This is a genomic window from Reyranella sp. (assembly GCF_044224635.1).
Taxonomy (GTDB): Bacteria; Pseudomonadota; Alphaproteobacteria; order Reyranellales; family Reyranellaceae; genus Reyranella.
This window is the reverse complement of the sequence record NZ_JBGAKA010000047.1, coordinates 36,217-50,349: the sequence shown is the minus strand read 5'-3', so window position 1 is coordinate 50,349 and position 14,133 is coordinate 36,217. Positions and strand designations below refer to the sequence as shown.

The following is a 14,133-nucleotide window of genomic DNA, read 5'->3' as shown; positions in this document are numbered from 1 at the left end:
ACAAACCATGTCGTCGATGACCTCGCCGCGGCTGCACCGTGCGGCCGACACGCTGGTGAAGCAAAGCTTCGCGGTCGCACCAGGCGAGAGCGTGCTGATCACGGGCGACGACCGCACCGAGACCGCGTTGCTCGACGCCGTGGCGGCGAGCGTCAGCCGTGCCGGCGCCCGGCCGTTGATCGCCATCGCGCCGACCTTGCCGTATCAGGGCGGCCTGTCCGATCCCTATGTCGGTGATGCGCTCAAGGCGGCGATGGCGGCGTCCGACGTCTGGTTCGATTTCTGCTTCCCCTATCACGCCGGCTCGGGTGCGCATTCGGCGGCGATGGCGGCCAAACGGACCCGATACTGCCTCCTGTCGACGTCGTCGGCCGAGAGCCTCGAGCGCCTGTACGGTTGCGTCGACTTCGCGGCGATGCTCGATTTCAACATCGCGCTGGCGGAGTATTTCGGTCAGGCCGCCGGCCAGACGGTGCGCTTTACCTGTCCGCGCGGCACCGACGTGCGGCTAACGCTCGACAAGATCAAGCTGGTGCGCCAACGCGTCTGCAACGAGCCCGGCATGCACACCGTGCCCGGCACGCAGAGCTTCTATCCGATCATGGACAGCGTCGAGGGGCGGCTCGTCATCCAGGCGCTGTTCGACGAGTATTACCGGCCGCTGCGCCAGCCGATCGTGATCGAGGCGGCGGGCGGCATCCGCGGCTTCAGCGGCGGCGGGGCCGAGGACAGGCTCAGCTTCGAGCGGGCCCTGCGCCGCGCCAGCGGCACCAACGGCTACGGCAACTTTATCCACTTCACCTTCGGCTTCCACCCGGCCGCAGCCTGGACCGGCCGGCAGTTCATCGAGGACATCCGCGTGCCGGGCAGCAATGCGATCGGCATGGGGCTGCCCTGGTGGGAGCCGGGTGGTGGCGAGAACCATCCCGACGGTATCGTGCTGGACCAGTCGCTGTGGATCGGCGACAGGCAGATCGTCGATGGCGGCATCTTCACCGGCCCCGAGCCGCTGATGCGATTGCATGCCGCCATGGAGCGCCGGCTCGATTGAGGGCTTTGGCGGCAGCCCGATGGGAGTTGCGTGCAGATGCACAAGATCGATGCTTCTCGGCTGGACCTCGCCCGGCAGTTCCGTGACCAGCCGTTCGGCCCGCACGGCACGGAGCTGCAGAAGGTCCTGAAGATCCTGCGCTGGGATCCGATCGACGATCGGCTCGTCGCGGTTCAGCCGCAGCGCGGTGGCCGCTGGCAACTGGCGCGCAGCACCGGCCGCAAGGGCAGCCCGATCGAGGTCTTCGAGGGGCCGGGCTTCGCCACGCCCGTCGAGGCGCAATGGGCGATCTTCCGCGCCCGCTGGCAGCGCCACACCGGACAGCCGCTGCAGCTCGACGGCGACGCGCCGCTGCCGACGCAGGGGCGGATGGCGACCGATCTCAGCCGCCGCGCCGTTCTGGGTTATGCCGATCTCTTCAGCGTCGAAGCCGGCAAGCCGATCGCCTTCAAGGTCAGCGCCGAGGCGTCCTACCGCGTGTCGATCGAGCGGCTGCGCTGCGGCGACGAGGCCGGCATCGGCATGAAGACGACGCCGGTCGAGACGCCGGTCAATCGCGAGTACCCCGGACGCCGGCAGGCCGTCGCCTGCGGCTCCTATGTCGAGATCGACGACGGCAAGCCGTTCGCGCTCAAGAGCTTCACGCTGCTGGCGCACATCTGGCCGACCCTGCCGAAGAGGGGCCGTCAGGTGGTGATGGGCGGTCGCGGCTATATGCTCTTCCTCGATGGCGAGGGCCGGCTGTCACTGCAGATCGGCGTGAAGACCGTTGCCGTCGGGCCGGCCGTGCTGGAACGTCACTGGTATCTGGTCGCGGCCAGCTTCGACGCCACGAGCCGCGAAGCGTGGGTTGGCCAACGGCCGCTGGTTGCCTATGCCGTGCCGGGCGATACGACGGCGGAGGCTATGATGCAGGCCGAGGCGCCCTCGGCAGGCGAGGGCTTCCGCATCGCCGCCGGCTTCGGCAGCGGCAGCGTGGTCGACGGTCTCTATAACGGCAAGATCGACGGACCCGTCGTGGCTGCGCGAGCGCTGTCAGCGGTGGAGCGCGGCGCAGTGCTCACGGCGGCGACAGTACCGGGCTTCGGTGCGGCTCTGGTTGCCGCCTGGGATTTCAGCCGCGAGATGTCGAGCACGCGGATCGTCGATACATCGCCTGCCGCGCGACACGGCCGCACGGTCAACCTGCCGACGCGGGCGATGAAGGGCCACAACTGGGACGCCACCGAGTACAACTGGCAGCACAGGCCCGAGCATTACGGCGCCATCCACTTCCACGACGACGATCTCTACGACTGTGGTTGGGACACCGATTTCACGTTCGAGGTGCCGGCTGACCTCGCGAGCGGCCTGTACTGCGCCCACCTGACCTGCGGCACCGATGAGGATTACGTCCCCTTCGTCGTGCGGCCGCCGCGCGGCACGGTGCGGGCGCCGCTGGCTCTGATCCTGCCGACCGCCAGCTACTGGGCCTACGGCAACACGCACCATCATCTCGAATGGTGCGAGGGCGAGAATGTCCGTGGCGTCTTCACGACCGTCGATGCCACGACGCTCTTCCTGCACGAGCACCCCGAATACGGCTGCTCGATGTACGACCACCATGGTGACGGCAGCGGCGTCTGCTACGCCTCACGGCTGCGGCCCGTGCTCAACATGCGGCCCCGCGAGCGGCTATGGCAGTTCCCGGCCGACACCCACATCACCGACTGGCTGGAGGCGCGGGGCATCGCCTACGACGTCATCACCGAGGACGACCTGGAAGCCGAGGGCGAGGCGCTGCTAAGCAGCTATCGCTGCGTCATGACCGGCACCCATCCCGAATATCCGTCGAAGCGCATGCTCGATGCTTTCGCGTCGTTCCAGAGCAATGGAGGCCGCTTCATCTATCTCGGCGGCAACGGCTTCTACTGGCGTACCTCGTATCATCCCGAGTTGCCTGGCGTGATCGAGATGCGGCGCGCCGAGGACGGTATCCGGAGCTGGGCGGCGGAAGGCGGCGAGTACTATCACAGCTTCACTGGCGAGCTGGGCGGCATGTGGCGCCGGATGGGCCGTGCGCCGCAATCGGTCGCCGGCGTCGGCATGACGGCGCAGGGCTTCGACCTTTCGACCCACTACGAGCGCACGCCGGCGAGCTTCGACCCGCGCGCGGCCTTTGCCTTCGCGGGCATCGGCAAGGACGAGCGCATCGGTGCGTTCGGCCTGATCGGCGGCGGCGCGGCGGGCTGGGAGATCGATCGCGCCGATGCGCGGCTCGGCACGCCGCCGCATGCGCTGGTCGTCGCCGAGGCGACGGACTTCACCGCCTCCTATCACTGGATGAAGGAGGAGCTGACGCACACCCATTCGGCGATCACCGGCGAGACCTGTCCGCTGGTCCGCTGCGACATGATCTTCTACGAGACGCCCAAGGGCGGTGCGGTCTTCTCGACCAGCTCGATCGCCTGGGCCGGCGCGCTGGCGCACAACGGCTACGACAACAACGTCTCGCGCCTCACCGAGAACGTGATTCGCCGCTTCACCGATCCGACACCGTTCTGACGAGCATCAGCGTATGTCCAGCGTTTCCGCGAATGGTCCCCTGACCGGCATCAAGATCGTCGAGATGGGGGCCTTCATCGCCGGTCCCTTCTGCGCCCAGCTGCTGGCCGACTTGGGCTAATCAGTTCACGGGCAGAACGCGGTTGATATCATGGCGGAGAAGATGCAGGAACCTGTCTATCGCCTGCCTGGAGGGCTCAACGACTTCCAGCGCGATCTCTAGCTATGTGGCCCTCTCGCCGAAGCGGTGCGTTCCATCAGCTCCGGACGGTTGTTGCGCACGTTGTCGACGTCCTTGCTCACCGGCCAAACGTCGATCGCGCCGGCGTGCGGTTTCATCATCTCGGCTGCCGTCTCAGGCGATCGTATGCCCCTCGTGCTCGAGGAGGGCCAGTTCGAGGACTGGATGCGCCTTCCGTGGTAGGCGGCTTTGCTCGGTGCCGGCGAAGTGGTGACGACCGAGTAGCTCGTGACGTCGGGCAGCCCGTCTCGCCCCTTCCAGGTGTCATAGATGCCCGCGAGCGCGAATGGCTTGGCGGCCGGCTGAAAGTGGAAGGGCTGCTTGGTCTTGGCATCGATCTTCTGCCACTCGTACCAGCCTGTCGCCGGCACCAGGCAGCGCCGCTTCTTGAACGAGTCCCGATAGGCCGCCGCCGTCTGGATCCTGTCGTCGCGCGCGTTGATCTGGTCGGGGCGCGGAGCTTCCGATGCACCCGCACGGGCTTTACTCGGCTTTGAGGTTCGCTGCTCGGATCACCTTGGACCACTTCTCGGTTTCTTCGGCGATGAGTTTGCCGAAGTCGCTGGGCGATCCCGGAAGCACCGTGCTGCCTAGGTCGGCAAAACGTGCCCTTATCCCGGGGTCGGCGAGACCTGCATTGATCTCCTTGTTGAGCTTGTCGATGATTGCTGCCGGCGTGTTCCTGGGTGCGCCGATGCCGAGCCACACGCTTGCCTCGAAGCCCGACAAGAACTCCGCGACGGTCGGCACGTCGGGAAGCGCCTGCGAACGCGTTGCAGTGGTGACAGCCAAAGCGCGTAGCCGGCCGGCCCTGACATGCTGCAGCGAAATGCTCGGCGAGGCGAACATCACCTGCACCTGCCCGCCGAGCAGGTCGTTCACCGCGGGAGCGCCACCGCGGTAAGGGACATGGGTCAAGCTCACGGTCGCCATCATCTTGAACAGCTCGCCGATAATGTGCGGCGGCGTGCCGTGGCCGCCCGAAGCGAAATTGATCTTGCTCGGATTGGCCTTGGCGAAGGCGACGAACTCGGGAACCGTCCCGGCCGGAAACGAGGGCGTCACTACCATGACGGTGGTCTCGCGGCTGATGCTCGCGACCGGCGCGACGTCGCGAATGAAGTCGAAGCTGAGATTGTGATAGAGCGTCGCGTTAATCGCGTTCGCCGAATAGGCCAGTAAGAGTGTATGGCCGTCCGGGGGCGCGCGGACGACCGCCTCGGTGCCGATGTTGCTTCCGGCACCAGGCCGGTTCTCGATGACAAATTGCTGACCGAGCCGCTCTGACAGCCACTGGCCCAACGGGCGTGCGGCGATATCGGTCGGACCGCCCGGAGGAAACCCGACGACTAGGTGTACTGGCCGCGATGGATAGACTTGCGCCTTCGCGAAGGGCGCCGCAAATGGCAGCGCGGCAGCGGCTGAGGCCAAATGCAAGAATTGCCTTCGGCGGGGAAGTTTCATTTCGAACCCCTTCACGTCGGTCGGGTCAGGTCAGCCGATCGTCCTGTTGCCCAATCCACCGTGAACCTCTTTTCGATGCAATGGAAAACCACCGATTGCTTCCACATCATGGACATCGTCGAGGAGGCATGTCACCGTAGTACAGCATTCGCTGGGAGACGTTCGACAGATCGAGGCCGTCTCATGGTAGCTCGTGGCCATCTCGGCTTGAATGGAGCCGACATCGTATCCGGTGATCTGCCGGGCGGAACGCAGAGCATTCAGAGAGCAGTGGCGTTGTTGCGCCTTCTGGCCACGGCCCGTGAGGCCGGCTTGGGGCTCACCGAGATTTCGAAGCACGCGGAGCTTACGCGTCCGACGGTGCATCGCATACTGAGCGTGCTGGTTGCGGAGGGCATCGTAGAACAGCGACAAGGCACTCGCAGGTATGTCGTTGGAGAGCAGATACCGCTGCTGGCACTATCGCGCCGGACACGCGATCCACTGATTGATATTGTTAGCCCCCATCTTAGGGTTGCCGTTGGTGAAATCGGCGACACCGGCTTTCTCACACGTCGTGCGGGACTTGATACTGTCTGCGTGGCAAGGCAACTAGGGACTTATCCCATTCAGGTACTTGCGTGGGATGTCGGCGATCGCCGCCCCCTCGGTGTCACCAATGCCGGAATTGCAATTCTATCAGGCATGCAGACCGACGCGGTGTGCGGCGTGCTGGCCAAGAACCAATCGCGATTTTCTCGGTATGGCGTATCGACGGACGCAGTCTTTAAGGAGGTGGCAATAGCCCGAGCGAAAGGCTTTGCGGCGCGCGCGCGAGCCCTTACTCTAGGGGCGAGCGCCGTATCAGTGATGATCCGATCTTCCGGTGGAATGCCTCAAGGAGCCTTGACCATCACCCCACTATCGCGCCGGCTGTCGCCAAAGCGCACCGAGGAGATTGTAGCCCAGCTTCGCATGCATGCCGGGGCGATTGAATTGAAGCTCCGCAAAGCGGCGGTCTCCCGGTCAGCGTGCAGCTAGCTTCTTGGTGGTCCGGATGCCGCGGCTTGCCGCAGGTTGGTAGGACCAGCAAGCCTACAATGTGCGGGTGAGGCGAGCGAGCTATATGGGACGCGTTGCCATTAGTCCCGTGCTTTCAACCGACAGCACAACTCGGTCGCGATCGCTCAGAAGTTCCATCCGAATCTTGCTGATGCCACGTCCCGGCTTGCTCGATAGGCGCGTCTCCAGGATTGTAATCCGTTCGCGTAGCCTATCTCCGGCGCGCACCGGCTCAACGAACTTTAGATGCCAGTCGAACCCTCCGAGAAACGCCCATTGGCGGTCTGCTCGATTGTAAATTTCGTGACCTAAGCGATACATAAGTGAGATTGTGTAGCCGCCGCTCGCGATCACCCCGCCGAACGGTGTTTTGGCTGCGGCATCCGGATCCACGTGCATAGGCCACGGGTCGTTCTGCTTGTTGTAGGCCAGCATCTCGGCGCCATCGACGAGGTGTTCACTGGACTCCCAGCTATCGCCAACTCTCAGATCCTCAATATAGATCATCCCCATGCGACGCACTCGTAGTGCTGGTTGGATCGACGCGGGACCGTAGCATTGGGGGCAGCGGCGCGCGACTGCGCCGGCGTCTTCGCGATCATCAACTCGCGCCCAGTTCGTCGCCGGCCGGAGGATCGGCATCGGGTGGTTGGGGCAACGTTGATTCCTCCGCAATGCTCCCGGTTCGTCCGGCAATGTGAGGCGATGGGGCGACGTCGCATGGCCGGGAATGGAAGACAAGTAGGGCAGGCCGTCGCGGGCAGGGGCGATCGTATGGCGACCTGCGCACCAAGCTCCCATCTGGTACGCTCGCGCGCATGGCGAACATACGCTCTCTGCTCCTCGTCTTTCTGGTGACGTTCGCTATTGCGCCTCGCGTCGAGGCCGGCGAATTCGTGCACTTCAAATCGGGCAATGCAACGCTAATCGGCTATCTCGCTCGACCGATGGGGAGCGGACCGTTCCCGGCCGTGGTGCTGCTGCACGGCAGCGGCGGTTTTCATGCCAGCATGCTTTCGTGGGCCGATCGGTTGAGCCGTTGGGGTTATGTCGCGCTCTCGGTCGACAGCTTCAGCCCGCGCGGCCGCCGAGGCGCGGGCAACGTGGCCAACGAGCAGGCAGGCGATGCTTTCGAAGCCCTGCGCTACCTCACCGGGCTGTCCCAGGTGCGCGCCAATGCCGTCGCCCTGATGGGCTTCTCTATGGGTGGCATGTCGACCTTGGCCGATCTAGAGCAGGGATCCTCGATTGCGCGGCTGTACCGGGACAGGTTTCGCGCGGGCATTGCTTTCTATCCGCAGTGCGACGGCTTCTCGGGTTTGATGAGCGTGCCGACCCTCGTTTTGGTTGGAGAACTCGATAGCTGGACGACGGCTGCCGCCTGCATCGATATGGTGGCGGGCAAGAGTGTGATCGGACTGGAGCGCACACCGGGCATCCGTCCCGACGTGAAACTGATCATCTATCCCGGCGCGCGTCATGGTTTCGATATCGCCGACCTAGGGATCATCATGGGAGGTGTGACCGTCGAAGGACATCGGCTGGAATACAACGAAGCCGCGACTCGGGACGCCGCACAGCAGGTGCGCTCGTTTCTCGATAGCAAGCTGGTGGACTAAGGATCTTTGCGTGTTCCCTTGAACTTTGGATGCCGCAGCCGGCCTTCCTCGCTGGCATTGGGGAAGGCGACCTCGACCAGCAGCTCGGGCTGCACCCACGTGGGCTTCACGCCCTTGACCGGCGCCGGCAGCGGCGATCGGGTGCGGGCCAGCGGGTCGAGAGCCTTGCGTAGTTCGAGCGCCGTGGCATCGTCAATGCCGAGCTCGACGGAGCCGGCATAAGAGAGCTTCCCGGCATGCCGCCAGGCCAAGTGCAGGCCGGCCAGGTGCCGCGGCCGGTCCTTGTCCACCTCGAAGCCCACGACCACGAAGGTGTCGCTGCGCTCGCACTTGGTTTTCACCCAGGCGGTCGACCGGCCGGACCTGTAGGGCGAGTCGGCTCGCTTCGAGATGATGCCCTCGATGCTCATGCGGCAGGCGTGGGAGAGGATGCGCGCGCCGCTGCCGGTCAGGTGGTCGACGTAGACTAAGCCCAGGAACTCGCCGACCAGCTTGTTGTACTTCTCCGGGTGCTCGATCATCGGGTAGTGACCGCACTCGTCGAAGGTCACGAGCTTGGCGTTCGGCATGCGCTTGATCGCGACGGAGGCGCTTTCGAGCGAGCCGCCCTTGTCGTCGCGGCCCCAGACAACCAGCGTCGGCGGCGTAATCTGATCGAGGCGCTCGAGGATGCGGAAGGGCCGGAATTGCTCGGCGCTGCCCATGGTCGCCATCGTCTCGGCCCAGCGTGGCGCGGCCCAGGGCTGGGCATAGACGAGCGCCGCGATCGGCAGCAGCTCGACCGGCACCTTCGACTTGTCGAAGAAGTTGTTGCCGATGCGGTCGTGCCACATCTGCGGCGTCGACTGGGTCAGGGTCGGCGCATACAGGTCGTAGAGCTTCGCCACCTGCGAGACGAGCTGCTCCTCGGTGTTGAAGCAAGAGCCGCTGCCGTTGATCACCAGCTTCTCGACCCGCTGCTTGTTCTCGAAGAAGAACAGCGAGGCGATCAGCGCGCCGTAGGAGCTGCCGCAGAGCGAGAGCTTGTCGATCCCCAGCACGTCGGCGAGGTCGCGAAGGTGGCGCACCTTGGCCGGGATGTCGGCAGGGCCGTCGCTCGCCGGCTTGGTAAAGCCATGACCCAGCATGTCCGGTGCGACAACCCGATGGGTCTTCGCCAGGGCATCGATGTTGCGCAGCCACACGTCGCCGGTCAGCGCCAGCCCATGCAGGAGGAATACCGCCGGCGCACCCGGCTCGCCCGCGACGATGCAGCGGGTTCCCGTTCCGGCGACATCAATGGTCTGCATCTTCATGGGCTGGTTCCTACATGTGAACTTTATTCGATTGTATAAAGTACCGGCGCAACGGGACGGCTGACAAGCCGGCCGCTAGTCCCTCTCGAACTGCCGGGCGAGCGTGACGAGGCTGCTCTTCTCGTGCGCGATATGATCGAACAGCGCCGAGGCGGCGGCGGAAAGGCTGTAGCCGCGGCGCTTCAACAGGTGGATCGGCCGCGCCAGGTGCGGCAGCTTGAGCAGGCGTGATGCGAGTCCGGGCCGCTTGAATTGCCCGAGCGAGAGCCCCGGCACGATCGACAGGCCGAGGCCGGCGCCGACCATGCCCGCGATCGTCGCCATGTAGTGGACTTCCATGCTGGTCCGCAGCGTCAGCGGGCGCACGGCGAACTCGATGTGCTGTCGGACGCTGCTGCGCCGTGACTGCAGGATGAAGGGGTGCTTGACCAACTCCTCGGCGCTGATGTGCCGGGCCTTCAGCAGCGGATGGCCGGTCGGGCAGACCAGATGGAACTGGTCGGTTCCGATCGGCGTCGCCTGCAGATCGTCCACCGTGCTCATCATGGAGTTGATGGCGAGGTCGACCTGGCCCGACCGCAGCAGCTCGAGGCAGATCTCCGACAGGTCGTCGATGACCATGAACTCGATGCCGGGATAGCTCGCGCGGAAGTTGGCCAGCACCGTGGGCAGCCACGACGAGCAGAGCGAGGGCAGGGTGGCGATCTTGACACTGCCCTTGCGGCGGGCGGCGTGGTCCTGGAAGTTCTCGAGGATCTCGGAGAATTCCTTGTAGAGCTGCTGCGCCGATATCTCGAACAGGCGGCCATCGTTGGTCAGCTCGACCGAGCGGGTCGTGCGGTCGAACAGGGTCGTGCCCAACCCGGTCTCGAGCAGGCGGATGCGCGAGCTGAACGCCGACTGCGACAGATGGCACTTGGCGGCGGCGCGCGTGAAGCTTTTCTCCTCGGCCAGCGCGAGGAAAACCTGCAGATCTCGTTGTGAAATATCCATCCGCATTATCGATTAATCGCACGATATTTTCGATTTAACAGATTAGACCCTGCCCGGTAAGGGTCTTGAGACGCGCCGTTCGGGGCCGGCGCTCCGCTCTCGGGATGGGTCGCGATGCAGCTTGGCGTGGAGATCGGCGGGACGTTCACGGACCTGGTCTGGCTGGACCGGGACGGCATGGTGCGGACTGGCAAGGTGCCCTCGACGCCCTCGCAGATCGAGAAGGCCGTGCTCGACGCCATCGAATCGGCCGAGGTGCCGCTCGCCGAGATCACGCACTTCTCGCACGGCTCGACCGTCGCCACGAATGCCCTGCTGACACGCCGCGGTGCCACGACGGGTCTGCTCACGACCCAGGGATTCCGAGACATCATCGAGATCGGCACGCACGACAAGGTCGGCAACATCTACACCGCGTTCTACGAGAAGCCGCGCGCGCCGATCGCGCGCCGCCTCGTGCGCGAGGTCGTCGAGCGCATCGATGCCGCGGGCAACGTGCTGGTGCCGCTCGACAAGGAGCAGGCGTGGCGCGAGGTCGAGGCCTTGCTCGCGGCGGGCGTCCAGTCGCTGGCGGTGTGCCTTCTGCATGGCTATCGCTCGCCAGTCCACGAGCGCGCCGTGCGCGACCTGATTGCCGAGCGCGCGCCCCAGGTCGGCGTCTTCCTGAGTCACGAGGTCTCGCCCGAGTTCCGCGAGTACGAGCGGACGGTGACAACGGTCGTCAACGCCTTCGTCGGCCCCGTCGTCAAAGGCTATGTCGATCGGCTGAAGGGCAAGCTGGAGGCTGCGGGTTACGCCGGCGCCGTGCGCCTGATGCAGTCGAATGGCGGCATCATGCCGTCTGTCGCGGCAGGCGCCAATGCGGTGAAGATGCTGTTGTCGGGACCGGCCGCCGGCGTCCGTGCCGCTATCTGGTTCGCAAAGCGCAACGATATCGCCGACATCCTGACCATCGACATGGGCGGCACGAGCACCGACGTGGCGATAGCGCCCGGCCTCAATGCCCGCATCGTGCCCGAGCTTATCGTCGACGGGCTGCCGATCCGCACCACCACCATGGACATGGCGACGGTCGGCGCGGGTGGCGGCAGCATCGCCTCGATCGATGCCGGTGGCTTCCTCAATGTCGGTCCGGCCAGTGCTGGCGCGCAGCCCGGCCCGGCCTGCTATGGCCGCGGCGGCGAGCTGCCGACCGTGACCGATGCGCAGGTCATCGCGGGCCTGCTGCGTCCGGCGCGCTTCTTCGGCGGCCGCATGGAGCTGCGCACCGACCTGGCCGAGAAGGCGATCGCCGGCCTCGGCTTGCCGGGCAGCCTGCAGGACGCGGCCGATGCGATCCTGCGCATGGTCAACAGCAACATGGCGGCCGCGGTGCGCCTGGTCTCGACGGCGCGTGGCGTCGATCCGCGCGACTACACGCTGATCGCATATGGCGGCGGTGGCCCGGTGCACGGCGCGATGGTGGCGGACGAGGTCGGCATGCGGCGCGTGCTCGTGCCGTGGGCACCGGGCATCACCAGCGCCTTCGGCCTGCTGGTCGCTGATCTGATCGTCGACCTGGTCGTCGCCAGGATCGAGCTGCTGTCGGACACGACGCTCGATGCGGTGGCGGTGGTGATGCTGAAGGCGGCCTGCGACGAGGAGGCCAAGCGCCTCGACCTCGAGCCCGGCAGCTACGAGGTCCAGGCCGGAGTCGATCTCCGCTATGCCGGGCAGGGCTTCGAGCTCACGCTGTGGCGCGACCTGGCGGCCGCGACGGCGCGCGAGCTCGATGAGCAGTTCCAGAAGGAGCATCTCGCGCGCTACGGCTATGCGCGTCCGAACCTCAAGACGCAGGCCGTCAACCTGCGGGCGCGCATCGTCCAGCGCAACCAGGCGAAGCTTTCCACGCCGATCCCCGCCGGCGATGCCGCGCGCGAGCTGAAGACCATCATCATGGACGGGCGCGAGCAGACGGCAACCTTCATGGCGCGCGCCGCGCTCAAGCGTGGCGAGGCGATCGCGGGTCCGGCGATCCTGGAAGAGATGACCTCGACCAGCTTCGTGCCCGCCGGCTGGACGGCGACCTGCCTGCCGAGCGGCGACCTGCTCCTCGAGAAGACGGCGGGCTGAGCGCCGGCCATGATCGGATTTGCCCTCAAGCGCATCTTGACGGCGATACCGACCATCCTGCTGGTCTCGATCGCCGTCTTTCTGCTGATCCGCAGCATCCCCGGCGACCCGGCGGAGATCATGCTGGGCGAGGGAGCCAACCCCGAAGCGCTCGCCACGTTCCGGGCCGAGCTCGGCCTCGACCGGCCGCTGCCGGTGCAGTTCGTGATCTGGGCAGGGCACGTCCTGCACGGCGACCTCGGCCGCTCGATCTTCCTCAACCAGCCGGTGGTTACGCTGGTGTGGGATCGCCTGCTGCTGTCGGCGTCGATCATCCTGATTGCGGTCTGCATCGCGACGGTGATCGCCGTCTGTGCCGGCCTCTACGCCGCGTGGCGGCAGGATAAGGCCGGCGACGTCACCGTGGTGGCGCTGGCGACCCTCGGCCTGTCGCTGCCCAGCTTCTGGATCGGCCTGCTGCTCCTACTGGTGTTCGGCATCAAGCTCGGCTGGCTGCCGGTGGTAGGCTACGTCTCCTTCTCCGACGATCCGAGCCGCGCCTGGCAATACCTGGTGCTGCCGGTCGTGACCCTCGTGATCGTCGAGGTCGGCGTCCTCACGCGCATGGCGCGCTCCAGCGCGGTCGAGGTGTTGCGACTCGAATACATCACGCACGCGCGGGCGAAAGGGCTATCGGAACGCACCGTCCTGTTCCGCCATGCCCTGCCCAATGCCTTCGCGCCGACCCTGACCCTGATCGGCATCGTCGTCGGCACCTTGCTGGGCGGCATCGCCGTGGTCGAGACGGTGTTCACCCTGCCGGGCCTTGGCCGGCTGATCATCGAGGCGATCTACGCCCGCGACTATCCGGTGATTCAGGGCTGCCTGCTGGTCATCGCCATCGCCTACGTGCTGGTGAACCTGGTCGTCGACCTGCTGTATCCCATCTTCGACCCCCGGATCGTGCTCGAATGAGCGCCGCGGTCGGCCTGCGTTCGTCCACGCGCCTGCTGGCCGGAGGCGTGCTCGGCGCCATCGTCGTGACGATGGGGCTGGTCGCCCTGTTCTGGACGCCGCTCGATCCCAACAAGCTCGACGTGCTGCATCGCCTCCGGGCGCCCGGCCTCCGCAACCTGCTGGGCACCGACGAGTTCGGCCGCGACGTGCTGAGCCGCGCCATGGTCGGCGCCGTCACAGGCCTGACGGTGGCCTTGCTCACGGTCGTCGTTGCCGTCTCGGTCGGCAGCGCAATCGGCTTCCTGACCGGCTTCTTCCGCGGCTGGATCGACCGCACGGTGATGATCCTGAACGATGCCTTGCTGGCGTTTCCAGGCATCCTGCTGGCCCTTGGCCTCGTGGCGGTCACGGGACCGACCCAGTACGCGACCGTGCTGGCGCTCTCGATCGCCTATGCGCCCAAGGTGCTGCGCGTGGTGCGCGCGACGGTGCTCTCGCTGCGGGAGCGTGAGTACATCGAGGCTTCGCGCGCCCTGGGCAACGGCCCGCTCTACACGCTGGCGCGCCACGTCGTGCCAAATGCTATGGTGCCCATCGCGGTGCTTGCCACCTCGTTGTTCGGCTGGGCGATCCTGATGGAGAGCGCGCTGAGCTTCCTCGGCCTCGGCGTGCCGCCGCCGGCCGCGACCTGGGGCAACATGCTGGCGACGGCGCGTCCGTTCCTGACCTCGGCGCCGTGGCTGTCGATCATCCCCGGCGCGCTGATCGCGGTGACGCTTCTGTCGGTCAACCTGCTGGGCGACAGCCTGCGCGACTGGCTGGATCCGCGGATGTGAT

13 protein-coding genes are annotated in these 14,133 nt (G+C 65.9%); 8 read left to right on the top strand and 5 right to left on the bottom strand.

Annotated elements, in window-relative coordinates:
- The first annotated feature begins 7 nt into the window (after nt 1–7).
- From ACILR9_RS30025 to ACILR9_RS30015, 3 genes are read left to right on the top strand one after another with little or no spacing between them, the layout of a single operon-like run.
- On the top strand, nt 8–1,051 hold the full coding sequence (locus tag ACILR9_RS30025) for a hypothetical protein (protein WP_395713657.1): 1,044 nt from the start codon (nt 8–10) through the stop codon (nt 1,049–1,051).
- Nucleotides 1,052–1,087: 36 nt separating this feature from the next.
- Nucleotides 1,088–3,595 (top strand): N,N-dimethylformamidase beta subunit family domain-containing protein, encoded by a 2,508-nt coding sequence (locus ACILR9_RS30020; RefSeq protein ID WP_395713656.1) that lies wholly within the window; start codon nt 1,088–1,090, stop codon nt 3,593–3,595.
- Nucleotides 3,596–3,608: 13 nt separating this feature from the next.
- The gene (locus tag ACILR9_RS30015) at nt 3,609–3,716 is read left to right on the top strand and encodes a CoA transferase (protein ID WP_395713655.1); all 108 of its coding nucleotides are present in this window, start codon (nt 3,609–3,611) and stop codon (nt 3,714–3,716) included.
- A 98-nt stretch (nt 3,717–3,814) separates the two neighbouring features.
- On the opposite strand, the gene ACILR9_RS30010 is transcribed toward ACILR9_RS30015, so the two are convergent.
- Both ACILR9_RS30010 and ACILR9_RS30005 read right to left on the bottom strand, forming a co-directional pair.
- The gene (locus ACILR9_RS30010; protein ID WP_395713673.1) at nt 3,815–4,279 is read right to left on the bottom strand and encodes an SOS response-associated peptidase; all 465 of its coding nucleotides are present in this window, start codon (nt 4,277–4,279) and stop codon (nt 3,815–3,817) included.
- 40 nt (nt 4,280–4,319) lie between these two features.
- Nucleotides 4,320–5,300 carry a Bug family tripartite tricarboxylate transporter substrate binding protein gene (locus ACILR9_RS30005; protein ID WP_395713654.1) on the bottom strand — a complete coding sequence of 327 codons (981 nt, stop codon included), beginning with the start codon at nt 5,298–5,300 and terminating at the stop codon, nt 4,320–4,322.
- Nucleotides 5,301–5,483: 183 nt separating this feature from the next.
- Between ACILR9_RS30005 and ACILR9_RS30000 the strand changes: the two genes are divergently transcribed.
- The gene (locus ACILR9_RS30000; protein WP_395713653.1) at nt 5,484–6,320 is read left to right on the top strand and encodes an IclR family transcriptional regulator; all 837 of its coding nucleotides are present in this window, start codon (nt 5,484–5,486) and stop codon (nt 6,318–6,320) included.
- A gap of 81 nt (nt 6,321–6,401) precedes the next feature.
- Here ACILR9_RS30000 and ACILR9_RS29995 read toward each other — a convergent pair whose 3' ends face one another.
- Nucleotides 6,402–6,854 (bottom strand): MaoC/PaaZ C-terminal domain-containing protein, encoded by a 453-nt coding sequence (locus ACILR9_RS29995; RefSeq protein WP_395713652.1) that lies wholly within the window; start codon nt 6,852–6,854, stop codon nt 6,402–6,404.
- Nucleotides 6,855–7,159: 305 nt separating this feature from the next.
- Between ACILR9_RS29995 and ACILR9_RS29990 the strand changes: the two genes are divergently transcribed.
- The gene (locus tag ACILR9_RS29990; protein ID WP_395713651.1) at nt 7,160–7,960 is read left to right on the top strand and encodes a dienelactone hydrolase family protein; all 801 of its coding nucleotides are present in this window, start codon (nt 7,160–7,162) and stop codon (nt 7,958–7,960) included.
- Here the strand turns inward: ACILR9_RS29990 and ACILR9_RS29985 are convergent.
- Both ACILR9_RS29985 and ACILR9_RS29980 read right to left on the bottom strand, forming a co-directional pair.
- The gene (locus ACILR9_RS29985; protein ID WP_395713650.1) at nt 7,957–9,255 is read right to left on the bottom strand and encodes an alpha/beta fold hydrolase; all 1,299 of its coding nucleotides are present in this window, start codon (nt 9,253–9,255) and stop codon (nt 7,957–7,959) included. The genes ACILR9_RS29990 and ACILR9_RS29985 overlap by 4 nt on opposite strands.
- A gap of 75 nt (nt 9,256–9,330) precedes the next feature.
- Entirely contained in the window at nt 9,331–10,248 is a 918-nt protein-coding gene (locus ACILR9_RS29980) for a LysR family transcriptional regulator (protein ID WP_395713649.1), read from the bottom strand.
- 114 nt (nt 10,249–10,362) lie between these two features.
- On the opposite strand from ACILR9_RS29980, the gene ACILR9_RS29975 reads away from it, so the two are divergent.
- From ACILR9_RS29975 to ACILR9_RS29965, 3 genes are read left to right on the top strand one after another with little or no spacing between them, the layout of a single operon-like run.
- Entirely contained in the window at nt 10,363–12,360 is a 1,998-nt protein-coding gene (locus ACILR9_RS29975; RefSeq protein WP_395713648.1) for a hydantoinase/oxoprolinase family protein, read from the top strand.
- 9 nt (nt 12,361–12,369) lie between these two features.
- Complete coding sequence (locus tag ACILR9_RS29970; RefSeq protein WP_395713647.1) at nt 12,370–13,314, top strand: ABC transporter permease; 945 nt, start codon at nt 12,370–12,372, stop codon at nt 13,312–13,314.
- Nucleotides 13,311–14,132: an ABC transporter permease gene (locus ACILR9_RS29965; RefSeq protein WP_395713646.1), complete on the top strand. Its 822-nt coding sequence runs from the start codon at nt 13,311–13,313 to the stop codon at nt 14,130–14,132. The genes ACILR9_RS29970 and ACILR9_RS29965 overlap by 4 nt, the downstream gene beginning before the upstream one ends.
- Nucleotide 14,133: the final 1 nt, after the last annotated feature.